Annotated in this window: 27 protein-coding genes; 12 read left to right on the forward strand and 15 right to left on the reverse strand. The window is 62.8% G+C overall.

What is annotated here, in order from left to right; translation table 11 throughout:
- Nucleotides 1-94: 94 nt before the first annotated feature.
- The 3 genes from AWB82_RS04390 (at nt 95) to AWB82_RS04400 (ending at nt 2668) form a co-directional block, all read left to right on the forward strand.
- Complete coding sequence (locus tag AWB82_RS04390; protein ID WP_086965928.1) at nt 95-859, forward strand: ParA family protein; 765 nt, start codon at nt 95-97, stop codon at nt 857-859.
- Nucleotides 860-884: 25 nt separating this feature from the next.
- Complete coding sequence (locus AWB82_RS04395; RefSeq protein WP_407642973.1) at nt 885-1577, forward strand: methyltransferase family protein; 693 nt, start codon at nt 885-887, stop codon at nt 1575-1577.
- A 188-nt stretch (nt 1578-1765) separates the two neighbouring features.
- Entirely contained in the window at nt 1766-2668 is a 903-nt protein-coding gene (locus AWB82_RS04400; protein WP_086965930.1) for a LysR family transcriptional regulator, read from the forward strand.
- Between the two features lie 3 nt (nt 2669-2671).
- Here the strand turns inward: AWB82_RS04400 and AWB82_RS04405 are convergent, their stop codons facing one another.
- The 3 genes from AWB82_RS04405 to AWB82_RS04415 all read right to left on the reverse strand — a co-directional run bounded on the left by AWB82_RS04405 (nt 2672) and on the right by AWB82_RS04415 (nt 4420).
- On the reverse strand, nt 2672-2836 hold the full coding sequence (locus tag AWB82_RS04405) for an FmdB family zinc ribbon protein (RefSeq protein ID WP_086965992.1): 165 nt from the start codon (nt 2834-2836) through the stop codon (nt 2672-2674).
- An 82-nt stretch (nt 2837-2918) separates the two neighbouring features.
- Entirely contained in the window at nt 2919-3731 is an 813-nt protein-coding gene (locus tag AWB82_RS04410) for a mechanosensitive ion channel family protein (protein ID WP_086965931.1), read from the reverse strand.
- Between the two features lie 158 nt (nt 3732-3889).
- Nucleotides 3890-4420 carry an Lrp/AsnC family transcriptional regulator gene (locus tag AWB82_RS04415; RefSeq protein ID WP_086965932.1) on the reverse strand — a complete coding sequence of 177 codons (531 nt, stop codon included), beginning with the start codon at nt 4418-4420 and terminating at the stop codon, nt 3890-3892.
- Between the two features lie 138 nt (nt 4421-4558).
- Between AWB82_RS04415 and mdeB the strand changes: the two genes are divergently transcribed.
- The gene (mdeB, locus tag AWB82_RS04420) at nt 4559-7264 is read left to right on the forward strand and encodes an alpha-ketoglutarate dehydrogenase (RefSeq protein ID WP_086965933.1); all 2706 of its coding nucleotides are present in this window, start codon (nt 4559-4561) and stop codon (nt 7262-7264) included.
- On the opposite strand, the gene AWB82_RS04425 is transcribed toward mdeB, so the two are convergent.
- The gene (locus AWB82_RS04425) at nt 7261-7911 is read right to left on the reverse strand and encodes a phosphoribosyltransferase (RefSeq protein WP_086965993.1); all 651 of its coding nucleotides are present in this window, start codon (nt 7909-7911) and stop codon (nt 7261-7263) included. The genes mdeB and AWB82_RS04425 overlap by 4 nt on opposite strands.
- A gap of 13 nt (nt 7912-7924) precedes the next feature.
- Complete coding sequence (locus tag AWB82_RS04430) at nt 7925-8719, reverse strand: crotonase/enoyl-CoA hydratase family protein (RefSeq protein WP_086965934.1); 795 nt, start codon at nt 8717-8719, stop codon at nt 7925-7927.
- A gap of 311 nt (nt 8720-9030) precedes the next feature.
- Here AWB82_RS04430 and AWB82_RS04435 point away from each other — a divergent pair, with 311 nt between their 5' ends.
- The 3 genes from AWB82_RS04435 to AWB82_RS04445 all read left to right on the forward strand — a co-directional run bounded on the left by AWB82_RS04435 (nt 9031) and on the right by AWB82_RS04445 (nt 13486).
- On the forward strand, nt 9031-10233 hold the full coding sequence (locus AWB82_RS04435; RefSeq protein WP_086965935.1) for an ammonium transporter: 1203 nt from the start codon (nt 9031-9033) through the stop codon (nt 10231-10233).
- A 61-nt stretch (nt 10234-10294) separates the two neighbouring features.
- Nucleotides 10295-11152 carry an ammonia-dependent NAD(+) synthetase gene (gene nadE, locus AWB82_RS04440; protein WP_086965936.1) on the forward strand — a complete coding sequence of 286 codons (858 nt, stop codon included), beginning with the start codon at nt 10295-10297 and terminating at the stop codon, nt 11150-11152.
- Between the two features lie 141 nt (nt 11153-11293).
- On the forward strand, nt 11294-13486 hold the full coding sequence (locus AWB82_RS04445; protein ID WP_086965937.1) for a hybrid sensor histidine kinase/response regulator: 2193 nt from the start codon (nt 11294-11296) through the stop codon (nt 13484-13486).
- A gap of 11 nt (nt 13487-13497) precedes the next feature.
- Here the strand turns inward: AWB82_RS04445 and AWB82_RS04450 are convergent, their stop codons facing one another.
- From AWB82_RS04450 to AWB82_RS37895, 3 genes are all read right to left on the reverse strand, one after another.
- Complete coding sequence (locus AWB82_RS04450; RefSeq protein ID WP_086965938.1) at nt 13498-13980, reverse strand: hypothetical protein; 483 nt, start codon at nt 13978-13980, stop codon at nt 13498-13500.
- Complete coding sequence (locus AWB82_RS04455) at nt 13981-15231, reverse strand: PQQ-dependent sugar dehydrogenase (RefSeq protein ID WP_235023181.1); 1251 nt, start codon at nt 15229-15231, stop codon at nt 13981-13983.
- 90 nt (nt 15232-15321) lie between these two features.
- Entirely contained in the window at nt 15322-15489 is a 168-nt protein-coding gene (locus AWB82_RS37895) for a hypothetical protein (protein ID WP_200818037.1), read from the reverse strand.
- A 257-nt stretch (nt 15490-15746) separates the two neighbouring features.
- Here AWB82_RS37895 and AWB82_RS04460 point away from each other — a divergent pair, with 257 nt between their 5' ends.
- Complete coding sequence (locus AWB82_RS04460; RefSeq protein WP_086965939.1) at nt 15747-15929, forward strand: hypothetical protein; 183 nt, start codon at nt 15747-15749, stop codon at nt 15927-15929.
- Nucleotides 15930-15993: 64 nt separating this feature from the next.
- Here AWB82_RS04460 and AWB82_RS04465 read toward each other — a convergent pair whose 3' ends face one another.
- The 7 genes from AWB82_RS04465 to ehuB form a co-directional block, all read right to left on the reverse strand.
- Complete coding sequence (locus tag AWB82_RS04465; RefSeq protein WP_086965940.1) at nt 15994-16374, reverse strand: DUF3175 domain-containing protein; 381 nt, start codon at nt 16372-16374, stop codon at nt 15994-15996.
- A gap of 9 nt (nt 16375-16383) precedes the next feature.
- The gene (locus AWB82_RS04470) at nt 16384-17007 is read right to left on the reverse strand and encodes a UdgX family uracil-DNA binding protein (RefSeq protein WP_235023175.1); all 624 of its coding nucleotides are present in this window, start codon (nt 17005-17007) and stop codon (nt 16384-16386) included.
- Between the two features lie 11 nt (nt 17008-17018).
- Nucleotides 17019-18581 carry an FAD-dependent oxidoreductase gene (locus tag AWB82_RS04475; protein ID WP_086965942.1) on the reverse strand — a complete coding sequence of 521 codons (1563 nt, stop codon included), beginning with the start codon at nt 18579-18581 and terminating at the stop codon, nt 17019-17021.
- A 76-nt stretch (nt 18582-18657) separates the two neighbouring features.
- Nucleotides 18658-19482, reverse strand: a complete 825-nt coding sequence (ehuA, locus tag AWB82_RS04480) for an ectoine/hydroxyectoine ABC transporter ATP-binding protein EhuA (RefSeq protein WP_086965943.1) — start codon at nt 19480-19482, stop codon at nt 18658-18660.
- Between the two features lie 73 nt (nt 19483-19555).
- On the reverse strand, nt 19556-20224 hold the full coding sequence (gene ehuD / locus AWB82_RS04485) for an ectoine/hydroxyectoine ABC transporter permease subunit EhuD (RefSeq protein ID WP_086965944.1): 669 nt from the start codon (nt 20222-20224) through the stop codon (nt 19556-19558).
- Complete coding sequence (gene ehuC, locus AWB82_RS04490) at nt 20221-20904, reverse strand: ectoine/hydroxyectoine ABC transporter permease subunit EhuC (protein ID WP_200818038.1); 684 nt, start codon at nt 20902-20904, stop codon at nt 20221-20223. Before ehuC ends, ehuD begins: the two co-directional genes overlap by 4 nt.
- 50 nt (nt 20905-20954) lie before the next feature.
- Nucleotides 20955-21809: an ectoine/hydroxyectoine ABC transporter substrate-binding protein EhuB gene (gene ehuB, locus AWB82_RS04495; RefSeq protein WP_086965945.1), complete on the reverse strand. Its 855-nt coding sequence runs from the start codon at nt 21807-21809 to the stop codon at nt 20955-20957.
- 247 nt (nt 21810-22056) lie between these two features.
- Here ehuB and ehuR point away from each other — a divergent pair, with 247 nt between their 5' ends.
- The 4 genes from ehuR (at nt 22057) to doeA (ending at nt 26737) form a co-directional block, all read left to right on the forward strand.
- Nucleotides 22057-23454 (forward strand): MocR-like ectoine utilization transcription factor EhuR, encoded by a 1398-nt coding sequence (gene ehuR / locus AWB82_RS04500; RefSeq protein WP_086965946.1) that lies wholly within the window; start codon nt 22057-22059, stop codon nt 23452-23454.
- Between the two features lie 79 nt (nt 23455-23533).
- Nucleotides 23534-24499: a hydroxyectoine utilization dehydratase EutB gene (eutB, locus tag AWB82_RS04505; RefSeq protein ID WP_086965947.1), complete on the forward strand. Its 966-nt coding sequence runs from the start codon at nt 23534-23536 to the stop codon at nt 24497-24499.
- Nucleotides 24500-24503: 4 nt separating this feature from the next.
- Nucleotides 24504-25508 carry a cyclodeaminase gene (locus AWB82_RS04510; protein WP_086965948.1) on the forward strand — a complete coding sequence of 335 codons (1005 nt, stop codon included), beginning with the start codon at nt 24504-24506 and terminating at the stop codon, nt 25506-25508.
- A gap of 11 nt (nt 25509-25519) precedes the next feature.
- On the forward strand, nt 25520-26737 hold the full coding sequence (gene doeA, locus AWB82_RS04515; RefSeq protein ID WP_086965949.1) for an ectoine hydrolase DoeA: 1218 nt from the start codon (nt 25520-25522) through the stop codon (nt 26735-26737).
- Nucleotides 26738-26741 lie beyond the last annotated feature (4 nt).

The following is a 26741-nucleotide window of genomic DNA, read 5'->3' on the forward strand; positions in this document are numbered from 1 at the left end:
ATTTTGATGCGATAAGATCACCACTCGGGCACCGATCGACCCAGACAGAACGCATAAAAAAACGAGCGTTCATAAACCGAGGATGAATAACCCGATGCGCCGTGTGGTCTTCAATCAAAAGGGTGGCGTAGGCAAGTCCACCATCGTTTGCAATCTTGCCGCGATCAGCGCCTCGCGCGGCGTGCGCACCCTGGTCGTCGACCTCGATCCGCAAGGCAATGCGAGCCAGTATCTGCTCGGCGCCGAAGCCCGCGACGCACAGCCGAATCTCGCGAGCTTCTTCGAATCCGCATTGAGCTATAGCTTTCGCGAACCGGCGTTCGAGTCCTTTATTCATTCGACGCCGTTCGAGAATCTCGACATCGTGCCGTCGCATCCGAGTCTCGAAGCGCTGCAAAGCAAGCTCGAATCGCGCTATAAGATTTACAAGCTGCGCGATGCATTGAAGGGCCTGCAACAGTACGACGCCGTCTATATCGACACGCCGCCCGCGCTCAACTTCTTCACGCGCTCGGCATTGATCGCGGTGGAGCGCTGCCTGATTCCGTTCGATTGCGACGACTTCTCGCGCCGCGCGCTCTATTCGGTGCTCGATAACGTGCAGGAAATCCGCCACGATCACAATCCGGATCTGAGCGTCGAAGGCATCGTCATCAACCAGTTCCAGCCGCGCGCGAGCCTGCCGCAGCAACTCGTCGACGAACTGCGCAGCGAAGATCTGCCCGTGCTCAATTCGCATCTGTCGCTCTCCGTGAAAATCCGCGAGAGCCATCAGCACGCTCGTCCGGTGATCTATCTCGAACCGCGTCACAAGCTCGCGCAGGAATATGTCGCGCTGCACGAGGAACTGAACGGCTGACGCGCCGCCGTCGCGCGATCACGTCATGTCGGTTATGTCGGTCACGTCGAAAGTTGCAATCGCAAGTATCGTCGAAGCCGTGCTGTTCATCGCGTTGCTGTTCGGCGCGGCGGGCACGCTCGAATGGGGCGCGGGATGGGCGTGGATGGTTTTGATGTTCGGCGGTGGCGGCGTGGTGACGGCGCTCATCGCGCGGCGCGATCCCGCCTTGCTCGCCGAACGCATGCGCTCGCCGATGCAGCCCGGTCAGCCGCTCTGGGACAAGATCTTTCTCGTCGCGATGGGCGTGCTGTGGTGCGCGTGGCTCGTCCTGATGGGACTCGACGCCGTGCGCTTTCGCTGGTCCGTCATGCCGCTCTGGCTCGCGTCGGCCGGGTCGGCGCTCGTCGCGCTTTCATTCTGGCTCGTCGCGCGCGTGTTTCTGGAAAACACGTTTCTCGCACCCGTCGTGAAGATTCAGACCGAGCGCGGACATCGCGTGATATCGAGCGGGCCGTATGCGGTCGTGCGTCATCCGCTCTACGCCGCCGCCGCCATCATGATTCCTTCTAGCGCGCTCGTGCTCGGCTCGTGGTGGGGGCTTGCGTTCTCCGTGCTGCTGCTCGCGGGACTCGTCTGGCGCACGGTCATGGAGGAGCGCGAACTCGTCGCGCATCTCGAAGGTTATGCGCAATACGCGCGACGCGTGCGCTATCGGCTCGTGCCCTTCGTCTGGTAGATACGCGCTGCACGAAATTTCGGGAATAAATCGCCGTCATGCACGTTCATGCAGAAGACAGGTGCAATCCGTCGCGCCTTCCTTCTCGCCAGATCATGAATATGACGACCGTTCCATCGCAGGATTCGCATGGGTCTCTCACGGCGACTTCGCCCGGGGCGTCTCCTTCGACAGAAAGTCTTTCCGGCATGGTCGCGTTCGTTCGCGCGGCGGAATCGGGCAGTTTCGTGGCGGCGGGGCGCGCGCTGGGACTGTCGGCTTCGGCCGTGGGCAAGAGCGTGATGCGGCTCGAAGCGAAGCTCGGCGTGCAACTGCTCAATCGCACGACGCGCAGGATCGGGCTCACGCACGAAGGCGCACGTTTTTTCGCGCGCTGCAAACGCATGCTCGCCGATCTCGAAGAAGCGGAGAGCGAGCTGTTCCATTCGACCTCGTCGCCGCGCGGACGGTTGCGCATCAGCGCGCCGTCGCTCGGCACGCGGCTTCTGATGCCGCTCGTGCCGGAATTCAGGCGACGCTATCCCGACATCGAACTGGATATCGAATTCAGCGATCGCGTGGCCGATGTCACGCAGGAAGGCTATGACGCGGTGATCCGCACGGGACGTCTCGCCGATTCGCAATTGCTCGCGCGGCCGCTCGCGCAATACGGGCCGGTGGTGGTGGGCTCGCCCGCATACTTCGCCGGTCATGGCGAGCCTACGACGCCCGACGATCTCGAAGGCCATGCGTGCATCCGCTTCCGTTCTCCGGCGAGCGGCCGTACCGAACTTTGGCGTTTCGCGCGCGACGATCACACCTTCGCCATCGACCCGCATGCGACGCTCATGTTCAACGACATGGAAGCCGTGCTCGCTGCCTGCATCTCTGGACTGGGGCTCGCCTGCGTGCCGGATTTCATCGCAAGGAGCGCGCTGGAAGGCGGCATGCTGCGCGCGGTGCTCGGTGCGCATATGCGCACGGAAGGCGTGTTTCAGATTCTATGGCCGCCGAGCCGTCACGAAGCGCCGCGCCTGCGCGCGTTCATCGATCACGTCGCGCAGCGTTTAGGCGGCCTGCCTTCGCACGAAGTCCGATTTCGCGCGGCCTGAAGATCAACTTTTCTTCGAGGTCTTCGCGACGAACGGCGCGGGCGCGTGCGCGACTTTCTCGCTGCCGCACTTGGGGCATTTGAGTTGCACCGTTGCGTGCTCGACGATGTGCTCCGCGTGCTCGAAGGTCTCGCCGCAATCCTGGCAACGGTATTGATAAGTCGGCATGGCATCCTCCCGCGCGCGACCGGTGATCCGGCGCAAGCCACGCCGGTTCCACTCATTCTAGTTCAGCGAACGCGCGTGAAAATCAGTTCACGACGCGGCGCACGAGCGGCGTTTCCGGCGTCGGATAGCCGGCTTGCCTGAATGTTTCGATGATCGCGCGATTGGTGTCGAAATAGACCTGCCAATAGTCGCTCGTATTGGTATAAGGCCGAACGCACAAAAGCGGGCCCTCCGGCGTGAAGGCCATGACTTCCACATCGGGCGGCGGCGTGGTCGCCACGTTCGGGATATGGGCGACCGCTTCTTTCAGACGCGCGATGGCATCGAGTGGATCGACACCGTTCGCGATCTTCGCGGTCAATTCGACACGCCGATGCGGCAGCAAGCTGAAGTTCCAGATCGTGTCGGAAAAGATCTTGTTATTGCCGATGATGGCCGCCACATTGTCGGGCGTCGTGATCGTCGTGCCGAAGAGACCGAGTTCGGTAACGGTGCCGGTCACGCCGCCCGCGGTCACGAAATCGCCCACTTTAAAAGGCCGCAGCACCTGCATGAATACGCCCGCCGCGAAGTGCGCGAGCAGTCCACCCCACGCCGTGCCGATCGCGAGACCGAGACCCGCGAGCAACGCGGCGAAGGACGTGGTCTGAACGCCGAAGACCTGCAGGATCGCGAGTACGAGCAGCAGATTGAGAATGACGCCGAGGATAGACCCGAGATAATGCGCAAGCGTTGGATCGACGCGGCCGTTGCGCGAAAGAAGCTTGCGCAGTGTTCCCGTGACGAGATTGATCAGCCAGCGGCCGATGATCCACAGCGCGATGGCGCCGATCACCATGATCGCGAAGTCGACGCCGCGCGTCATGATGAATACACGTACCGTGTCCAGGTTCATGTCTTTCTCGCGTGCGTGGCACTTCGTCGGAGGAACACGTCAAGCCGGGAAAACATGCCGCATAGGCCACACGAGTTATAGGCGATGCACCGCGTCATCGCAAGAATTACGGCTATGTCTGGTTTTATCGGAAGGATCGACCGCTCGACGCAGCACGATCATGTCCATTCTGCTTCGTCGGCGTTCTGATCGGGCAGGGTTAGTCCGGATGCGGGCAAGGGCAGCGCGGTCTTATAGCGCACCTGCTTGAGCGCGAAGCTCGAACGAATGTTGGCGACACCCGGCATTTTCGTGAGCCGCTCCAGGATGAAGCGTTCGAGCGCGGCCACGTCGGGTAACACGACACGCAATAAGTAATCGGCGTCGCCCGTCATCAGATAACACTCCATCACTTCGGGCCGCTCGCTGATAGCCTGCTCGAAACGCGCGAGTGCATCCTTGATCTGCTTTTCCAGACTGACCTGAATGAAAACATTGATGGAAAGCCCGAGCGCTTCAGGATTCAGCAAGGTGACGTGCTGCTTGAAGAGACCGGCTTTTTCCAGTGCGCGCACGCGATTGAAGCAGGGCGTCGCCGAAAGATTCACGGCGCGCGCGAGTTCGGAGTTGGTGATGCGCGCGTTTTGCTGAAGCTGATTCAATATGCCGATGTCGATGCGGTCGAGGCGCTGTTTGGCGGGTGCCGTCATAGTCGAAAGATTCCGGTTTTTGGCATTTCAGAAGTATAAACACACTACCGCAAAGCGCGACGCCAGCCAAATGAGACGCACATTCTGCGCATCAATGGATATGCTTGAACGTATTGTCTAGTTAAGCGGAGTCGCACCATGACCGACTTGTCGAGCGGTACCACCCAGCTTCTTTCCATTGCCAAGGGACGCGAGGACACCGATCCCGGTGAAACCGCCGAATGGCTGGAGGCGCTCGATGCGGTTGTCGCGCACGTCGGTAAAGATCGCGCGCAATATCTTTTCGACAGGCTCGCGGAGCATGCGCTTTCGGTAGGCGTCGAATCGTCGCGGGCGCGCGCGACACCGTATGCGAATACGATTCCCGTATCGCAGCAGCAGCCTTATCCCGGCAATCTCGACACCGAGGAAAAGCTCGCGGCCGTGCTGCGCTGGAATGCGCTCGCGATGGTCGTGCGCGCGAATCGCGCCTATGGCGAACTCGGCGGCCATATCGCAAGTTATGCGTCGGCGGCGGATCTTTTCGAAGTCGGCTTCAATCATTTCTTTAAAGCCGCCGATGAAAACAATGGCGGCGATATCGTCTACTTTCAGCCGCATTCATCGCCTGGCGTCTATGCGCGCGCTTTCCTCGAAGGCTTTCTCGGCGAAGAACATCTGAAACACTATCGGCGAGAGATCGCGGGGCCGGGCTTGTGCTCGTATCCCCATCCCTGGCTGATGCCGGATTTCTGGCAATTTCCGACTGGCTCGATGGGCATTGGCCCGATCAATTCGATCTATCAAGCGCGCTTCATGCGGTATTTGCAGAACCGCAATCTGCAGCGCACGGAAGGGCGCAAAGTGTGGGGCTTCTTCGGCGACGGCGAGATGGACGAACCCGAATCGATCGGGGCGCTGTCGCTCGCGGCGCGCGAGCAACTCGATAACCTTGTGTTCGTCATCAACTGCAATCTGCAGCGGCTCGATGGTCCCGTGCGCAGCAATGGACGCATTGTCGATGAACTCGAAGCGCAATTCACCGGCGCGGGCTGGAACGTCATCAAAGTGTTATGGGGCTCGGACTGGGACGCGCTGTTCGCGCGCGATCGCACCAATGCCTTGCTGCGCGCGTTCGCGCATACCGTCGACGGCCAATTCCAGACCTTCTCGGCGAACGACGGCCGCTATAACCGCGAGCGTTTCTTCGGACAGAACCCGGAACTCGCGGCGCTCGTCGCGCATATGTCGGATGAAGATATCGACCGCTTGCGCCGTGGCGGTCACGATGTGCGTAAGCTCTACGCGGCTTATGCGAAGGCGCTTTCGCACAAGGGTCAGCCAACCGTGATTCTTGCTAAGACCATGAAGGGCTTCGGCATGGGCACGGTGGGACAGGGCCGCATGACGACGCATCAGCAGAAGAAGCTCGATCTCGACGATCTCAAGCAATTCCGCGATCGCTTCCGCTTGCCGCTGTCCGATGAAGATGTCGAGCAGGTGAAGTTTTATAAGCCCGCCGATAACGCGCCGGAAATGCGCTATCTGCATGAGCGTCGCGCGGCATTGGGCGGTTATCTGCCGCGCCGTCGCGCGAAGGCGTCGCTTGGGCTCACGCCGCCCGCGCTCGGCACCTGGGGCCAGTTTGCACTCGACGCATCCGGCAAGGAAATGTCGACGACGATGGCCTTCGTGCGCATGCTCGGCAGCCTGCTGAAGGACAAGACGCTCGGGCCGCGCGTCGTGCCCGTGGTTGCAGACGAGGCGCGCACGTTCGGCATGGCGAATCTCTTCAGGCAGGTGGGCATCTATTCCCCGCTCGGTCAACTGTACGAGCCGGAGGACATGGGTTCGATGCTCTATTACCGCGAGGACACGCGCGGCCAGATTCTCGAAGAGGGCATTTCGGAGGCGGGCGCGGTGTCGTCGTGGATCGCGGCCGCGACGTCGTACAGCGTGCACGATCTGCCCATGCTGCCGTTCTACATCTACTACTCGATGTTCGGTTTCCAGCGCATCGGCGACCTGATTTTCGCGGCGGCGGATCAGCGTTCGCGCGGCTTTCTCATCGGCGCGACGGCGGGGCGCACGACGCTCGGCGGCGAAGGCTTGCAGCATCAGGACGGCACGAGCCATCTCTCGGCATCGACGATTCCGAACTGCCGCGCCTACGATCCCGCGTTCGCTTATGAAGTCGCGGCTATCGTCGACGAAGGCATGCAGGAGATGATGGAACGCCAGAACGACGTGTTCTATTACGTCACGGTGACTAACGAAAATTACGCGCAACCGTCGGCGCCCGGCGGCTCGCTGGATGCGCCAACGCGCGAAGGCATTTTGCGCGGCATCTATCGCATCGGCGGCGATGCAAACGCGCAAGTGCAATTGCTCGGCTCCGGCGCGATCCTCAACGAAGCGGCCGCCGCGCGCGCGATGCTGAAAGACGATTGGAACATCGACGCCGCGCTGTGGAGCGTGACGAGCTACACGGAACTGCATCGCGATGGCGCGTCATGCGAGCGCGCGGCGCGCCTCACCGACGACGCGAACGTGCCCTTCGTCACGCGCGCGCTCGAAGGATCGCGCGGCCCCGTGATCGCGGCGACGGATTACGTGCGCGCGGTGCCCGAACTGATTCGCGCCTACGTGCCGCGCCGCTATGTCACGCTCGGCACCGATGGCTTCGGCCGCAGCGACACGCGTCAATCGTTGCGTGAATTCTTCGAAGTGGATCGTGTGTCGATCGTCATTGCCGCGTTGAAATCGCTCGTGGACGAAGGCGTCATCGACAGCCTGACTTTGAAAACCGCGCGCGAAAAGTACGGCAAGACGCGGGAATCGCAAGACGCGCCCTGGCTGCGTTAAGCATGCTTGCGCGCCGCGTCGAGCAGCTCGCGCACTTCTTCGTCGCTCGTCTGATCGAAGTCGATGTAGAACTGCCCGACGCCGAAGTATCGATGCGGCCGCATAACGCAGACGAATTCGTCGACGTCGTTTTCAACGCGCGCTTCCGAATCGAGCGGCGCAACCGGTAGCGCCGCGACGATCTTCGACGGATGCGCATGACGCAATGACATCGCCGCGGCCTTCATCGTCGCGCCGGTCGCCATGCCGTCATCGACGACGATAGCGACGCGGCCGTTCACATCGAGCGGCGGCATGTCGCCGCGATACAGCGTCTCGCGCCGCTCCAGTTCGGCGCGCTCCTGCGCGATCACGCGATCGAGCTCGTCTTTGCCGACGCCCGCGTATTGCACGATGCGATCGTCGAGAAAGAACGCATCGCCGGATGCGATCGCGCCCATTGCGAGTTCCGGCTGAACCGGCACGCCGAGCTTGCGCACGACGAGCACATCGAGCCGCGCACCCAACGCGCGCGCCACTTCATACGCAACAGGCACGCCGCCGCGCGGCAGTGCGAGCACGGTGACGTCGTTGCGGCCCGCATAAGCGCCGAGATGCCGCGCAAGCTCGCGGCCCGCTTCTCTCCGGTTCTCGAACACCGAGTCCATGTCGCTTGTCCTTTCAGTGCCGACCGCGTGCGACGAAACGCGCCGCGCCGTCGAGACCTTCATCGAAGACCGCGTGATATCCATTCGCGCCTTCGCGCTGCAATGCGCGGGCGATATCCGCGTCGAACGCGTTGTCGTGCACCGAGCACAAGTCGGCGCGCAGCGCGGCTTGCGGCAGCGCGGCCAGTTCGCATGCGAGCGCTTCGGCTACGTTGCGCGCATCGCCTGCCGGCGCGATGCGGTTCGCAAGACCAATGGCGAGCGCTTCGTGCGCATCGACCGCGCGGCCGGTCAGGATCAGGTCGAGCGCGCGCGACATGCCGACAAGACGCGGCAGCCGTATCGTGCCGCCATCGATGAGCGGCACGCCAATGCGCCTGCAAAACACGCCGAGCACCGCGCTTTCCTCGACGACGCGCAGATCGCACCACGCCGCGAGTTCGAGTCCGCCCGCGACCGCATGACCGGCGATCGCCGCGATCACGGGTTTGGTCAGCGCGAGTCGCGTCGGTCCCATCGGGCCGGGGCCGCCGCCGTCGGCATGGATCTCGTTGCGGCGCGCGTCGTCGTTCAGTGCGGACAAATCCGCGCCCGCGCAGAACGTGCCGCCCGCGCCCCACAGCACGGCGACCGATAGCGCATCGTCCGCATCGAAGCGCTCAAACGCCGCGCGCAATGCGTCGGCCACGGACCGATCGACGGCATTGCTACGCGCGGGCCGGTCGAGCACGACCGTCACCACACGCGGATCGCGCGCATGCGGTTCCATGCGCACGTGCTCGCCAAAAGGTTCGATGCGAGAGGTCATGGACCACTCCGTTTCGCGCGGACCAGTCTCCAGAATAGTCGCGGCGCGCGGCAAACGTGAGGCGTGTCGCATGCTTGCGATCACCCTACGCTAAGCCTGCATGCTGAAAATTTTGGCTCTCGCCCGGTGCACGCGATGCGATACAACGGGGCATTGCACCATGAACGTGCGCACCGTAAAAGCCGCGTGAACGCGCGTTGCACCATGTTTAACCGTGCCTGCAAAGCGTCTGCACCGTTTCGATGCCGATTGCGCCAACTTGGTCCGGAACTTGCGAAATGTGCGCCTCCTTAAGACCGACCGCTCGAATCATGCAGGCACTCCAATCCGGAACCGACACTCTCTTTTTGCTGCTGGGCGCCGCGATGGTGCTTGCGATGCACGCGGGTTTCGCGTTCCTCGAACTCGGCACCGTGCGCCGCGAGAATCAGGTGAACGCGCTCGTGAAGATCCTCGTGGACTTCGCGGTCTCGACGCTCGCGTACTTCTTTATCGGCTACAACATCGCGTATGGCGTGCAGTTCATGCACAGCGCCGATATCCTCGCCGAGCACAACGGTTATGCGCTCGTGCGCTTCTTCTTCCTGCTGACTTTCGCTGCGGCGATTCCGGCGATCGTGTCGGGCGGCATCGCGGAGCGCGCGAAGTTCAATCCGCAATTGTTCGCGACCTGCGTGATCGTCGGCTTCATTTATCCCTTGCTGGAAGGCGTGGCATGGAACGGGCGCTTCGGCATTCAGGGCTGGTTGACGCACGCGTTCGGCGCGCCGTTTCACGATTTCGCGGGCTCGGTCGTCGTGCATGCGTTCGGCGGCTGGGTCGCGTTGCCGGCCGTGCTGCTGCTCGGGCCGCGTCACGGGCGTTATCACAAGGACGGGCGCATCGCCGCGCATCCGCCTTCGAGCATTCCGTTTCTTGCGCTGGGTGCGTGGGTGCTCGCCGTCGGCTGGTTCGGCTTCAACGTGATGAGCGCGCAGACGGTCGACAAGATCAGCGGCCTCGTCGCCGTGAATTCGCTGATGGCGATGGTCGGCGGCACGCTCGCCGCGTGGGTCGCGGGCCGCAACGATCCGGGCTTCACGTATAACGGGCCGCTCGCGGGTCTCGTCGCGGTATGCGCGGGCTCGGACCTCATGCATCCGCTCGGCGCGCTGATCGCCGGCGCGGTCGCGGGCGTGCTGTTCGTGCAGATGTTCACGTGCGTGCAGAACCGCTGGCGCATCGACGACGTGCTCGGCGTGTGGCCGCTGCACGGCATGTGCGGCGCGTGGGGCGGCATTGCGGCGGGCATCTTCGGGCAGAAGGCGTTTGGCGGTATCGGCGGCGTGTCGATGTGGTCGCAGGTCATCGGCACGGCGGGCGCGGTGGCGCTCGCGCTCGCGGGCGGCGCGGCCGTGTATGGCGCGATCAAGATGACGGTCGGTTTGCGGCTCGATCGCGAGGAAGAGTTCAACGGCGCCGACCTCGCGATTCATCGCATCTCGTCCACGCCGGATCGCGAAATGGCCGGCTGACGCCGTGGCTCGCGCTTTGCTGTAGGGTTACGAAGTCCCCACGCCCCAAGCGAGCCACTCGATGTCGAACGAACACGCTACCCGCCAGCCCGGCATCATCGAAGAACTGAAGGTCGCGCCGGTCTTCGATCTCGACGCGGAACGCGAACGCCGTATCGCGTTCCTCGCCGATTATCTCGAAGCACAGAAGCTCAAAAGCTATGTGCTCGGCATCAGCGGCGGCGTGGACTCGTCGACGGCGGGGCGTCTCGCACAACTGGCGGTCGAGCGTCTGCGCGCGCGCCATGTCGATGCGCGCTTCATCGCGATGCGTCTTCCCTACGGCGAGCAGCGCGACGAAGCCGATGCGCAACGCGCGCTCGCGTTCATTCAGCCCGATGAAACGCTCACCGTCCACGTGAAGCCGGCCGCCGACGCCATGCGCGAATCGCTCGCGAAATCGGGCGTGCTGTATCGCGACGAAAAGCACGAGGACTTCGTGCTCGGCAACATCAAGGCGCGCCAGCGCATGATCGCGCAATACGCGGTGGCCGCGGCACACGCGGGCGTGGTGATCGGCACGGACCACGCGGCCGAATCGCTGATGGGCTTCTTCACCAAATTCGGCGATGGCGGCGCGGACGTGTTGCCGCTCTACGGCCTGAACAAGCGCCGCGTGCGCGCGCTCGCGGAAGCGCTCGGTGCGAGCATCGAAGTCGCGAGAAAGGTCCCGACCGCCGATCTCGAAACACTCACGCCGATGAAGCCGGACGAAGACAGCTACGGCATCGGCTACGAAGACATCGACGATTTTCTCGAAGGCAAGCGCGTCTCCGACGAGGTCTACACGACCATCTATCGCTTCTACGACGCGACGCATCACAAGCGTGTTCTCCCGATCACGCCCTACGACGACTGGCGCACGCACGCGCTTCGCTGAACAAGAATGAAAGCCAGCGGCGATTGACGCGCGCGCCGCGTTAAAAGAGAATGCCCCGCCCGGCGCAGTTCTCATTCTTCATATCGCTCCGACTGCGCGCCGGTTACGATATACCGGTCGATTCCCTCGGAGACGCAACGCTTGGACTCCACAGAGAGCGCGACATTCGATCTGCCGCTGCCCGCCCGCAATTTCGCGTCGATGCGGAAGATGCTGCTGCTCGTATTGGGCGCGTCGATCGCGATTCCGATCGCGTGCCTTTGCATCTACGGCTATTACGATCATCTACGCCGCTTTGAAGACGCGCGGGAACTGACCGAGCGTCTCACGCGCGTCGCCGACGAACACGCGCTGAAAGTTATCGATCTGAATCAGCAATTGGAGACGCGCGTCGTCGATCTTCTCGGCGATAGCGACGACGCGCAGATCAAAAGCCGTGAAGAAGCGCTGCATCGCACGCTCGACGACATGAGCGGCACGCTCGCGCAAATCGCGGCGATTTCCGTATTCGGCGAGAAAGGCGCGCTGCTCGCGAATAGCCGCTGGTATCCATCGCCTTCCGTATCGATTGAGGATCGCGACGACTTTCAGTCCGCGCGCGCAGTGGCGCCCGTCACGTATTTCTCGCTGCCGTTGCGCGGTAAGGTGGCGCGCTCGGACGTGTTCACGACGACGATGGGACGCATTGGCCACGACGGGCGCTTTCTGGGCGTCGTGTCGATTGCGTTGAAGCGCGATTACCTCACGGACTTCTATCGCGAACTCGCGGGCGGCGATCAAGCTGTCGTCATCGGACTCTATCGCCGCGACGGCAATATCCTCGCGCGCTTTCCGGCCAGCACGGACAGCACGCAACCTGCAACGAACACGCCTTTTACCACCGCCTTTCGCAACAACGAGCTGTACGGCAGCATGCGCATGCGTTCGAGCGTCGATCACGTGGACCGGTTGCTCGCCTTCAGACGCGTCGGCGATTATCCGCTCTATGTTTCAACGGGCTATGCGGTGTCCGCCATCGACGCGCGCTGGCGCAACAATCTAGCGCTGGTCGCGACCATCGCGCTGCTACCGTGCATCGCGGTGTGGCTGCTGATCCTGTTTTCGATCCGGCGGCTCAACGCGGAGCAGGCCGCATGGGAACGCTGGCAAGCCGAAGTCGCGACGCGCCTTTCCATCGAAGCGTCGAGCCGGCAATTGCGGCGCATGGGCGCGCTCGGCAATCTCGTCGCGAACGTCGCGCACGACTTCAACAATCTGCTGATGGTCGTCGGCGCGAACATGGAACTCGCGCGGCACAAGCGCTTCAACGACGTCGAGAGCGAAGTGCTCGCAGTGGAGCGCGCCACGGCCGGCGCCGAGTCGCTCGCGCGGCGGCTGATGAGCGTCGCGCGCAAACAGCCGTTGAAACGCGAATTGCTCGATCCCGCCGACTGGCTGAGAAGCGTGCTCGATCTCGTGAAGAAATCGGTGCATCCGTCCGTCACGGTGACGCTGGAGTTGTCGCCCGATCTGTGGGGCGTGATGGCCGATCCGGTCGAACTGGAACTCGCGCTCGTGAATGTCGCGGTGAATGCGAGCGACGCGATGCCATACGGCGGGCGTGTGCTGATCCGTTGCCAGAATGCGCGCGTGCGCGGCGCGGATACGGACATTCCCGATGGCGAATACGTGCTCGTCTCGATTACCGACAACGGCGAAGGCATGACCGAGCAAGTGCGGCGGCGCGCGTTCGAGCCGCTTTTCACAACGAAGCAGCGCGGCGCGGGCACGGGCCTCGGTCTTACGCAGGTGCTCGCCGCGTGCGAGCAGGCGGGCGGCACGGCGCGCATCACGAGCGTGGCGGGATCGGGCACGACCGTGCGGCTTTATCTGCCGCGCCATCATGTGCCGGCGCGGAGGGAGTCGAACGCCTACGTGCCGCCCGACGTCGCCACGCCGGCGAGCGCGCCCGCATCCGTTGAAGAAGTGCCGTTGCGCGGCACGTCGGTGCTTCTCGTCGAAGACAACGCGGACGTCGCGGCGGGCGTGACGGCGGTGCTCGAAGTGCTCGGTTGCACGGTGCGTCACGAGCAAAGCGCGGATGCCGCGTTCGACCTGTTAGGCGAAGGCTACGGCTTCGATCTCGTGCTGTCGGACGTGCAGATGCCGGGCCGCATGAACGGCATCGATCTGGCCGAACAGATCACGCAGCGCCTGCCAGCGCAGAAGCTCGTGTTGATGACGGGTTATGCCGACGAACTGGAACGCGCGAAGCATCTCGGCGTGCCGATTCTCGCGAAGCCTTTCGACATGGACGATCTGCTCGATCTGATTGCGCCGCGCGTGCCGCATTGATCGACGCGCGACTAACCTTGGTCGTTGCCGCGCACGGCACGCGCGCCGACGAGCGGATTGAACGCCGCCCGTTTCGGCTCCGCCGTTTGCGTGCTCTTCTTCGCGGCGCGCGTTTTCGACGTTTTTGAACGCGGCGACGATGTATCGCCGCTGAGTTGAGTCAGCAGCTCTTCGTCGTCATCGGCTTCTTCGTCGTCCTGGGCCTGAGGTTCGACGCCCGCGAGATGTTCGACCACCGAGATGAAGTCCTTGCGCGCGTTCTTCAGCGCGCGTCCCGGCATCATCACGAGCACGACGGCTTCCTGCACCGTATGACCATCCACGGTTTTCAGCTTGCCGTCGCCGTGCCAGTCGATGCCGCTATCCGCATACGCCGCGACGACGTGATGCAGCACGGCGGGCGACATCACGCCCGCGTCGTAGAGCCCGACGAGCTGTTTCTCCGCGAGCGTGAAGAGATTCGTCGCGCCGCGTTTCGGCGTTCGCGCGGCCATTCATTTCGCGGCGGGCGCGACCCGCCACACCGCATTGCCGATATCGTCGGCGACGAGCAGCGCGCCTTTGCCATCGATCGCCACGCCGACGGGACGCCCGAGCGCATGGCCGTCCGACGACAGAAAGCCCGTCAGAATATCTTCGGGCGGTCCTGAAGGCTTGCCGTCGTCGAAGGGCACGAAGATAACTTTGTAGCCGCTTCTCGGCTTGCGATTCCACGAACCATGCTGACCGATAAACGCGCCGTTGCGATAACGCTCCGGAAACGCGGTGCCGTCGTAGAACGCGAGCCCGAGCGAAGCGGTGTGCGCGCCGATCGCATAGTCGGGCGCGATTGCCGCTTGCACGAGATCCGCGCGTTGCGGCTTCACGCGCTCATCGACATGCTGGCCGTAATAGCTATAGGGCCAGCCATAGAACGCGCCGTCTTTTACCGATGTCAGATAGTCCGGCACGAGTTCGTTGCCGAGTTCGTCGCGCTCGTTGACCACGGTCCAGAGCGCGCCGCTTTGCGGCTGCCACGACATGCCGTTCGCATTGCGCAAACCCGTTGCGAACAGGCGCGACTGCTTCGTTTCGATATCCACTTCCATGATCGCCGCGCGGCCGTTCTCCGCGTCGATGCCATTCTCCGCCGCGTTGCTGTTCGAGCCGACCGTAACGTAAAGCTTCTTGCCGTCACGGCTCGCGATGATGTTCTTGGTCCAGTGATGGTTGATATCGCCAGCAGGCAAGTCGATGAACTTCTCGCCGGGCGTCGTGATCTGCGTCGCGCCGTTTTCGTACTTGAAGCGCAGGATCGCGTCGGTATCCGCGACGTACAGATCGTCGCCGACGAGCGCCATGCCGAACGGCGAATGCAGCTTGTCGATGAAGACGGTGCGCGTTTCAGCGACGCCATCGCCGTCGGCATCGCGCAGCAAGATGATGCGATCGGGGCTTTGCACGGCCGCGCCCGCGCGCTTCATCACCTTCTTCATCACGAAGCCTTTGATACCGGCGTTTTCGTCATGCTTCGCGGGCGCATTGCTCTCGGCGACGAGCACATCGCCATTGGGCAGCGTCGCGAGCCAGCGCGGATGTTCGAGCCCCGCGGCGAACGCGGTTACATCGAAACCGGAGGGCGCGATGGGCTTTTGTCCCTGCGCCCACGGTTTGGCCGGCGCGATATTCACCGTCGGCATCAGCGATTTGTGCGGCGCGGGTAAGGTCGGATTCGGGCCGAAGTCCTGCGCGTAATCGTCGGCCATGACCGCGCCGCTCGCGAGCAGCAGTGCGAGCGCGAGCGCGTGGCGGCGCGGGTGCGTTTTCAATGCGTGGCTCCTGAAAGAGACGTCGATTCAACCGCCGCCAATGCCCTGTGTCACTTTGCCGGTTCCCCCGCATGTGTTGCATTCGGCGCCTTCGCGCTTGCCCGAGCCGTTGCAGTCCGGACAAATGTCCTCGCCCGAACCGGTCTCGCCGGGCTCGGCTTCATCGCCGGGATTGAGTGGAGGTTCTTGCGCCATTGCTATCTCCTTTGTGAACGGGTCGCATCGTTGTTGTGCGAAGCAAGCGACGTTCCTCGCGACTTTGCAAGGCTTGCATTCATCTGGCAGTTTTTGCACGCGCGCGGCGCGACGGAAAAATCGCGCAGTGCTTTCGCTTGCGGACGTTCGTTCTGGTACGCGTGATGCTCGAAAGATTGTGCGGCGCAAGCCGCGGCTTTTCCACTGCAACGTCGTCATGCGACTTTCGAGCGCAATGACACAGCCAGGAGGGCTTCATGAGCGGAAATCAAAAGCAAACGGGCGATAAGCCATCGACGCCGAATCAGACGGACCCATCGCACAAGCAGCATGGTCAGCAGGAATGGTCGCCGGGGCAACCGCAACAAGATCAGCAGACCGGCCAGCAGCAACAGAATCAGCCGTTGCCGCAGCATAAGGGCGGTCAGCGTCAACCTTGATCTTTCGGGAAGTAGCGGAAAGCAACGCGCGCGGCCTCGTTTCTACGGGGCCGCGCGATTGTTTTCACGGCTTGCGTCCGAACGCTTCGCGCAAGCGCTTCTTCGCGCGTTCCAGCGTGCTCTTGCGCGACTTCGGCAGATTGCGTCCCGCGCGATTGATATAGAAGTTCAACATCGACATCGCCGATTGAAATGGCGAACCCTTGCGGCGCGTGCTGCGCGTCGATGAGCGCTTGAGCGAATCCGCGATTTCCTGCGCATTGCCGGTTTTAAAGACATCGCGCTGAATATCCATTGCATCGCTCGTTTCCATAACATGATGCGACCAGCGATGCGCGGCGCGCGTCGGCTTTTTGCGGGCGGTCGCGAGCGCATGCCGCTGACGCGTGCTCGGCCGCTTGCCGCTGCTTTTCTTCTTCGCTGTGGTATTTGTACTCGTCGCCATAGCTTTTCCTCAACGCTCTTTCCGATGATGGGCGACGAGCCGATGCGCATCGCGCAAAGCGTCGACTATCGCCTTATAAGCACGCTCGCGCGTTTGCGGATCGGGCGCGCGCAACGCGAACGACGGATGATACGTCGCGACGATCGCATGTCCATCGTGTTCGATCGCGCGTCCTATCGAAGTCTGCAACGTCGCCTTCGCATCGCGTAACACCGACTTCAGCGCGGTCGAGCCTAGCGCGACGATTACCTTCGGCGCAATGTCGCCTGTCTCTCGATCGAGCCAGTAATGGCACGCGTCGATCTCGCGCTGCCCGGGCGTCTTGTGCAGACGCCGCTTGCCGCGCGGTTCCCACTTGAAGTGCTTCACGGCATTCGTCACGTACACCTCTTTGCGCGCGACGCCCGCTTCTTCGAGCGCGCGATCGAGCATCGCGCCCGCGGGTCCGACGAACGGCTTGCCCTGCAAGTCCTCCTGGTCGCCGGGCTGCTCGCCGACGATCATGATTGGCGCATGACGCGGGCCATTGCCGGGCACCGCTTGCGTCGCGTGTTCCCAGAGCGCGCAACGCCGGCATTCGTCCAGCGATGCGGGCTCCTGTTCAGGTTCGACATCGGGACGTTTCGTGGTCATAGCCGAGCGCTTCAGGCGTTGGCGATACGGCGCGCGTCGTCGAGTGTGAGCGGTTCGCGCATCGCTTCGGCGAGTCGGCATACGGCGGTGTCGTGTTCGCACGCGACGACCGCGCCCACGCGTCCGTCCTTCATCAGATAGGCGATGAAATGCTGTGCATCGAGGTCGCCGTCTATTTCAATGTTATCCGGCTCGCTAACATGTCCGAGATAGTCGAAAGTCTTCTCGTAGTGATAAGTCCAGAAGTAGGGAACGCCGACATACTTACGCGCACTGCCCGCCATGTTGTAAGCGGCGACGCGTGCATGTTGCTGCGCGACGCGCCAATGCTCGATGCGCACGCTTTGATCCGCGCGCGGCAAGGGAAAGCGCGCGACATCGCCGGCGGCATAGAGTGCGGGCGCGGCGAGCATGGACGAATCGACTTCGATGCCGCCGTCATCCGCGAGCGCGACGCCCGACAGAAACGACGTGGCGGGATCGACGCCCGTGCCGGCGAGCACGACATCGGCCGCGATCTTTTCACCCGAATCGAGGATAACTTCGCTTAACCCATTGCCGCCCCTGAATGCGCTGACACGCGAATTCATATGAAACGTCACGCCGTTCTTTTCGTGCAGTTTCCTGAACATTTCGCCGATGCGCTCGCCGAACTGCTTCGCGAATGGCACCTTGCCCGGCGCGACGATGGTGACATCCATGTGCTGCTTCCTCAGACATGAAGCCGCTTCGAGCCCGATGAAACTCGCCCCGACGATCACGACGCGCTTGCGTCCTTCGAGTGAAGCGAGAATCGCGCGCGCATCGTCGCGGGTGCGCAGCAGATGCACGTGGTCGAGATTCGCGCCGGGTATTGTGAGCGGCTTCGGAATGCCGCCGGTGCAGATCAACGCGGCGTCGTAGTCGATCTCTTGTCCGCTTGCGAGTTCGGCATGGCGCATCTTTGCGTCGAGATGAACGACCGGCGATTCGTTGCGCTCGATGTCGTGCTTCGCGAAGAAATCGTCGCCTAGCAAAGACGGGACATCGTCGGGCGGCATGTCGCCCGCAAGCGTGAACTTGCTGAGCGACGTGCGATCGTACGGCTCGCGCGCATCGTCGCCGACGAGCACCATGCGCCCGCCGAAACCCGCTTCGCGCAACGCGGAACATGCGGCCGCGCCCGCCGCGCCCGCGCCGACGATCAGCATGGTGCGGCTATCGCCGGTCTGCTTTTGCGTGACTTCGCCGCTGTCGACGGTTTGAGTGGACACGTACACGTCGCCGTCCTTGAGCGTCGCTTCATAGCGCGTTAATGCTTTTAATGGCGGCGGCTCGACGAGACTGCCGTCGCGAACTTCGAAGGTGCCCTTGTGCCACGGACAGACGATGCGGCCGTTGCAGATCGCGCCTTCGTCGAGCGGGCCGCCCGCATGAGGGCATTCGGCGGTATAGGCGCGCACGCTTTCTCCATCGCGCACGAGCAGGATGGGAATGTCCTTCGCGTCTTTGTCGTCACCTTTGACGCACACGCGGGTACCGCGCTCGGCGGACAGATCCGCGAAGCGCGCGACTTTATGCAGGGTAGGGGGCATCGCACTCTCCGGTGGCGCAAGCATCTGGCCATGCGAAGAGCGCGCAGCAATTAACGGACCGCGACGCCGTGCCCGATCAGGTCGCCTCGGTGACGGCGCGCAGGAACTGGCGCGTGCGCTCATGCTGCGGCGCGGAGAAGAACTGCCGCGGCGGCGCCTGCTCGATGATCTTGCCTTGCGAGAAGAAGCACACGCGATCGGCGAACTCCTTGGCGAAGCCCATCTGGTGCGTGACCATCAGCATCGTGAGGTTGTGCTCTTCGCCCAGACGCCGAATCACGTTGAGCACTTCGCCGCACAATTCCGGATCGAGCGCCGACGTCACTTCATCGAACAGCATGATCTTCGGGCGCATGGCGAGCGCGCGCGCAATCGCGACACGCTGCTGCTGCCCGCCCGACAACTGCGACGGATAGTGCTCGCACTTTTCGGAAAGGCCCACGAGCGACAGCAATTCGCGCGCTCGCTCGGTCGCTTCCTTCCTCGACAGACCGAGCACACTCATCGGCGCTTCGATCGTATTCGCGAGCGCGGTCATGTGCGGAAAGAGATTGAAGCTCTGAAAGACCATGCCGATCTTGCTGCGTACCTGGCGCACGTGTCGCGGCGATGCGGGCACGAGCTTGCCGCCGCGCATTTCGTGCGTGAGCGGCTCGCCATCCACTTCGATAACGCCATCGGTCAGCGGATCGAGCGTCATCAACACGCGCAGCAGCGTGGACTTGCCCGAGCCGCTCGGCCCGATGATCGCAACCTTCTCGTTCGACGCGACATCGAGATCGAGGCCGTCGAGCACGGTGAGCGCGCCGTAGCGCTTGGTGACGTTGCGAAAGCGCACCATCGGCGTATTCGCGCTCGCGTCGGCTGCGGCACCGAGCGCGGGGTCGAGATCTCGTTTCATCTGCTGCTCCTGGAGTTGCATTACCGTGCGCCGTCCAGCGGGGTCTGAGTGGTCGATACGCGAAGTCCGCCGGTCATGGCAGCCTCACGCGCCGTTCGAGATGACGCACGCCCGAAGCGAACGTCACGCTGATGAGGAGGAAGAAGATCCCGGTCATCGTGATCGGTTCGAGATAGCGAAAGGTCTCGGAGCCGATGTTCTTCGCCTGCTGCATCAGTTCGACGACGGTGATCGCGGAGAGCACCGGCGTGTCCTTGAACATCGCGACGAGATAGTTGCCGAGCGCGGGAATCACCGGACGAATCGCCTGCGGCAGGATCACGCCCGTATAGGTGCGCCACGGCCTGAGCGACAGCGCGCACGACGCTTCCCACTGCCCGCGCGCGACGCCGTTGAGTCCCGCGCGATACACCTCGGACACATAGCACGCATAGTGCACGGCGATGCCGAGCGTGCCCGCCATCAGCGCGGACATCGTGAAGCCGTAAAGCGGCGCGACATAGAAGAGCACGTACACCTGAATCAGCAGCGGCGTGCTGCGAATGAACTCGATGAAGAGCGCGGTCGTCTTCGCGAGCGGCGCGAAATCGCTGCGCCGCATGATTGCGAGGACGAGGCCGAGCACGAGCGCGATGGCGAATCCGACGAGCGTGATGCCGATCGTATAGATCGCCGCGCGCGCGAGTTCGGGCAGGATATGCAGCGCGTATTTCACATCGAAGAGTTGACCCAGCGTCGTCATGATGCGGCCCCCGGAACAGCGCGGCGAATGGCGACATGACTGCTCACGCGCCGCTCGAACACGCGCATCACGGCGACGATCACTTGCGCGAGCACGAAGTAGATCAGCAGCGTGAGTCCGAAGATTTCCGCCGTCTTGAAGGTCGCTTCGTCGAGCTGACGCGCGCGGAACGTGAGGTCCGAGAGCGTGATGAGCGAGACGAGCGAGGTGCCTTTCAACAACTCGATCATCAGGTTAGTCGCGGGCGGCAGCGCGTTGATCATCGCCTGCGGTAGCACGACGCGGCGCAGCCGCGCCGCGGCCGGCAGGTTCAGCGCAAGCGCTGCTTCGTATTGCCCGCCCGGCACCGAGCGCAGCGCGCCGCGCAGGATCTCCGAGCCATACGCGCCATAGTGCAATCCGAGACCGACGATAGCGACCGTGAAGGGCGTCAGTTGCACGTTGAACGGCGGCAGCGGCAGCACGAAGAAGAGCCAGAACAATTGCACGAGCAGCGAAGTGCCGCGAAACACTTCGACATACACGTTGGCGGCCCATCGCACGGCGCGGTATGGCGCGGCGCGCAACGCCGTCGCGGTGCCGGCCATCACGATCGCGAGCAGGATGCTGATGACGGCGATCTGGATCGTGACGAGCGTGCCCTTCATCATCAAGGGCAGAAGCTCATTGAGGTCACTCATGACGGTTCCTCGCTAAGAGATGAACGCTGCGCGTCGCTATACATCGATGTTCAGCCGGCGCACAGTTCCGGCGCTTTCTTCGTCGTCACGTTGGACTTGTCGAAGCCGAAGGGCGCGACCGTCTTCAGGTGATCGTCGGTGCCGAGCCATTGATGCAGTTCCTTGTTGACGGCGTCGCGAAGATCGGCGTCTTCGGGGCGGAACGCGAGCGCGCCATAACCTGTGTGCTTCGGATCGTCGTTGAACTGGCTGATCGCTTCGACTTGCGGGCCGCCCTTGCCGGCGAGACCCTTCATCGTCAATGACGTGCCGACGGCCGCGTCGGCGCGACGTGCGCGCACCGCCTGCAATTGCGCGGTCGTGTCCGGAACCTGAAGGATCTGGTCATCCTTGATGCCTGCCTGACGCGCATAACCCAGTTCGGCCGTACCAGCCATCACAGCAAGTTTCGTGTCCGGGTGCTTCGCGACATCGGCATAGCTATGCAGGTTCTTCGGATTGCCCTTCATCGTCAGCAGCGTGTCGGGAATCTGGTATTGCGGATCGGCGAAGGCCACTTGTTTGCAACGCTCGGGCGTGATGTACATGCCCGCCGCGATCACGTCGAAGCGGCCGGCTTTCAGGCCCGGAATCAATGCACCCCATTCGGTCAGCACCGCATCGACCTTCTTCACGCCGAGCTTGGCAAATACTTTCTTCGCGATCTCGGGCGATTCGCCGGTCACGGTTCCATCGGGCGTCGTGTAGGCGAAAGGCGTTTCGTTCGCATAGCCGATACGCACCTCGCCGGTGCGCTGAATGCGCTGCAACGTGGTTTCCGCGCTCGCGCTCGTGGCATAGGCGGCAAGGCTCGCCGCCGCGACGCACGCCGCCGCCAGCATTCCAGACAGTCGCTTCGTGTTCATATCGTTCCCGTAGTAATGGTTTTTCAAGCGTGGTCGAGAGGGGCAATCCTATGGCGGCGCGACCGGCGAGAGACAGAGAAAACCCTTAGTTCGCCGGGCTTTGAGCAGGTCTTTAAAGCGACTCGCAGTGCATCCACCGACGCAGAATACAAAGCCATATATTTGTTCCGATTGCTCTAGGACAATTATTTTCACGCGCGCTTTTAGGCCACTATGTGCATGGAACCAGGCATGCGAGGAGCCGGAAGTGAATGAAACATGGCGCGACGCCGTGCGCACCGTACAGGGCGTGCAGTCGAAGTACAAGCGGCTCGTCAAGGCGATGGCCGCCGACATAGAAAGCGGCGCGCTCGCGTCGGGCGAACGTTTGCCGCCGCAGCGCGAAGTGGCGGCCGATCTCGCGATCAGCGTGCAGACCGTCACCAACGCGTACAAGGAACTGGAGAGGCAAGGGCTGATTCGTTGCGAGGTCGGGCGCGGCAGCTTCGTCACCGCGCGCGTGACCGAGACCATGTCCAACTATATGCTCGACACCGCCGAGCGCTCGGTCGTCGATTTCTCCATCGCGCGCATCGTGCATACGCCCGAGCACGACGCGATGTGGCGCAAGGTCTGCGCAACGCTCTCGACCATTGAAGATCAGCCGTGGATACGCGCGTTCAGGCCGATCGCGGGCTTCGATAGTCATCGTCAGGCGGGCGTCGAATGGCTCGCTTCGCTCAACATGCCCGCGAAGGTGGAGACGCTGCTCGTCACCAACGGCGTCGCGCATGGCATTTTTCTTGCCCTCGCCAGCATCGTGGGGCCGGGCGATACGGTGCTGTGCGAAAGCCTCACGGACCACGGCGTGATCGGTTCGGCGAACGTGCTGGGGTTTACGCTCAAGGGTCTCGAAATCGACGAGCACGGCATTCGCCCCGAACACTTCGAGGAAGTCTGCGATAGCGAACGCGTGAGCGCGCTCGTCTGCACGCCGACGCTCAACAATCCCACTGTCGCGATGATGCCGGATTCGCGCCGCCGCGCGATCGCGCGCATCGCCGAGCGCTATGGCGTCTATGTGATCGAAGACGACGTCTACGGCGCGCTGCCCGCGAAAACGCAGACGCCAATCGCGAGCCTTATCCCCGAACTGGCGTTCTACTGCACGAGCATGACGAAGTCGGTGTTGAGCGGCCTGCGCACCGGCTTCATGACGGTGCCGCGACGTCTTGCGTTGCGCGCGGAAAGCGTGCTGCGCGTGAGTTGCTGGATGGCCACCTCGCCCATCGCGGAAGTCACCGCGCGCTGGATCAACGACGGCACAGCGCAGCGTCTCGTGCAGATTCAGCGCGAGCGTCTCGCGGCGCGTCAGAGCGTGGTGCGCGAAGTGCTCGGCGAATACGTGCTCGGCAGCCATCCGAACGCGCTCTCGGTATGGCTGCGCGTGCCGGACGAATGGGAAGCGGAACGTATTACGCGTGAGCTGCGCAATCGCAATATCGCGGTGACATCGCCCGATCCGTTTCTGGTGCGCGGCGCGGACCGGCCCAATGCGGTGCGGTTATGCGTGGGCGCGGAAGTCGGCGAAAGCACGTTTCGCAGCGCCGTGGAAACGATGCGCGAAGTCTTCGGCCAGTACCCGCACGTACATGACTTCAACTAAATGAACTAGGACAATCAAAAACGATTTTTTAGGACATTAGACTGAGTTGCATTGATAGCTCAAACGCAATTCAGCCCACATGTCCGCACTTACGCTCACCGATGTCTACCGCGCCCGCCAGCGCATCGAAGGCCGCGCGCTCGTCACGCCGCTGGTCCATTCGCTGTCGCTCTCGCGCATCGCTGGCGTGCCGGTGCATCTGAAGCTAGAAACGCTGCAACCCACGGGCAGCTTCAAATTGCGCGGCGCGACCAATGCGCTCGCGCAGATTGCCGAGCAAGGCGGCAGGCGCGTCGTCACGGCATCGACGGGCAATCATGGCCGCGCCGTTGCGCACGCGGCGCGCGCGCTCGGCATCGAAGCGGCCGTGTGCATGTCCTCGCTCGTGCCGAAGAACAAGGTCGATGCGGTGGCCGCGCTCGGCGCGCGTGTCGTTATCGCCGGCAAGAGTCAGGACGATGCGCAACTCGAAGCTCAACGTCTCGTGCGTGAAGAAGGTTATGCATTCGTACCGCCCTTCGACGATGAACGCGTTATCGCGGGACAAGCCACCATCGGCCTCGAAATTTTTGAAACGCTGCCCGACGTGGCGAGCATTGTCGTGCCCTTGTCGGGCGGCGGGCTTTTCAGCGGCGTCGCGTTCGCGGCAAAGAACATTCGCCCCGACGTGAAGATGATCGGCGTGTCGATGGAGCGCGGGGCCGCGATGCATGCAAGTCTCGCGGCAGGCAAGCCCGTGTTCGTCGATGAACTGGAAACCCTCGCCGATTCGCTCGGCGGCGGCATCGGGCTCGACAACGCGCATACGTTCGCCATGACGCGCGATCTCATCGACGAGGTCGTGTTGCTCGACGAAGTGTCGATCGCGCGCGGCATCGTGCATGCGTATCGCGAGGAACGGCTCGTTGTCGAAGGGGCGGCGGCGGTCGGTATCGCGGCCTTGCTCGACGGCGCGATCGCTGCACAGAACGGGCCAATCGTCATCGTCGTGAGCGGCGCCAACATCGATATCGAAACGCATCGCCGGCTGATCGGAGCGGCCTGAACTCATGTCCAACATCGATACCTCCACCGTGCTGCTCGGGCAGGCGCAATTGCGCAAGCTCGTGCCGCTCGACCTCGACGCAATCGAGCAAGTCGAAGCCGCATTCAGGTCGCTCGCGACTGAAGCCGTCGCGATGCCGCCGATCCTGCGTCTCGACATTCCCGAGCACGCTGGCGAAGTCGACGTGAAAACCGCTTATTTGCCGCGTTTTCCGAGCTTTGCGATCAAGGTGAGCCCCGGCTTTTTCAACAATCCTTCGCTCGGACTTCCGAGTCTGAACGGCCTGATGCTCGTGCTGTCCGCACGCACCGGTCTCACGGAAGCCGTGTTGCTCGACAACGGTTATCTCACCGCCGTGCGCACCGCTGCGGCGGGCGCGGTGGCATCGCGCTGGCTCGCGCGCAAGGATGCGAAGCGCGTCGCGATCATCGGCGCGGGCGAGCAGGCGCGTTTGCAACTGAAGGCGTTGCGTCTCGTGCGCGACATCGAGCATGTCACCGTATGGGCACGCGACGCGAGCAGCGCGCAGCAATTCGCGCGTGAGTGCGAAGGCTTGCCGTGCGATGTTGCCCAGAACGTGAGTCATGCGCTCAAGGAGGCCGATATCGCCATCACGACGACGCCGAGCCGCGAGCCGCTGATTCATGCACGCGATCTTCATCCCGGCCTGCATATCACCGCGATGGGCTCGGACGCCGAGCACAAGAATGAAATCGCGCCCGACGTGTTTGCACAAGCGCGCTACGTATGCGACCGCTTGCAACAAGTGCGCGTGCTCGGTGAGCTGCATCATGCGATCGAGGCAGGCGTGACGGATGCGGACGCATCCTATGCGGAGCTCGGCGAAGTTATCGCGCAGAAAGCGCAGGGCCGCGCGAACGACGACGAAATTACCGTGTGCGATCTGACCGGCACCGGCGCACAAGACACCGCGATTGCGACGCTCGCCATTCAGCGTGCGCGCGCGGCACAGGCAGGAACCATTTTCCACAACGATGTGACCGCTTGATAGAGGGGACGATGTCCGAAATCATGCAACTGAAGAAGGGCGAGGCGCCCGTGGTACGCCTGCCGTTCGAACGCAGCGAGCACGACGCGCGCATCGCGAAGACGCGGCGCGCGATGGAGAAGGCGGGCATCGATCTGATGATCGTGACCGACCCGACCAACATGGCGTGGCTCACCGGTTACGACGGCTGGTCGTTCTACGTGCATCAATGCGTGCTCCTCGCGATGCACGGCGATCCTGTCTGGTATGGCCGCGGCCAGGATGCGAACGGCGCGAAGCGCACGGTGTTCATGTCGCACGACGATATCGTCGGCTATCCGGATCACTATGTGCAGTCGCCGACGCGCCATCCGATGGATTACTTGTCCACTGAAGTTATCGCCGCGCGTGGCTGGGACAAGTTGCGCATCGGCGTGGAGATGGATAACTATTACTTCAGCGCGAAGGCGTATGCGTCGTTGACGCAACATTTGCCGAACGCGAAGTTCGTCGATGCGACCGCGCTCGTCAACTGGCAGCGCGCGGTAAAGTCGCCGCGCGAGATCGAATACATGCGCGTCGCGGCGCGCATTGTCGAGAAGATGCATGCGCGCATTCTCGACAAGGTCGAGCCGGGCATGAAGAAGAGCGATCTCGTCGCGCAGATTTATGAAGCGGGCATCACGGGCGTCGAAGGTTATGGCGGCGACTATCCCGCAATCGTGCCGCTATTGCCGACGGGTTCCGACGCCGCCGCGCCGCACCTCACGTGGGATGACTCGGCATTCACCGCGAACGCCGGCACGTTCTTCGAAATCGCCGGTTGCTTCAAGCGCTATCACTGCCCGCTTTCGCGCACGGTGTATCTCGGCCGCCCGCCGCAGCATTTCATCGAAGGCGAGAAGGCGGTTGTCGAAGGCATCGAAGCGGGTCTCGCGATGGCGAAGCCGGGCAACAAAACCGAGGACATCGCCAATGCGTTCTTCGCGGTGCTGCGCAAGTTCGGCATCGAGAAAGATAGCCGTTGCGGTTATCCGATTGGGGCAAGCTATCCACCCGACTGGGGCGAGCGCACGATGAGCCTGCGTCCCGGGGACAAGACCGTCCTCGAACCCGGCATGACGTTTCACTTCATGCCGGGGCTGTGGCTCGACGACTGGGGCCTGGAAATCACGGAGAGCATCCTGATTACCGACACCGGCGTCGAGACCTTCTGCAACACGCCTCGCAAATTGTTCGTGAAGGAGTAGCACG

Source organism: Caballeronia glebae, from assembly GCF_001545035.1.
Taxonomy (GTDB): Bacteria; Pseudomonadota; Gammaproteobacteria; order Burkholderiales; family Burkholderiaceae; genus Caballeronia; species Caballeronia glebae.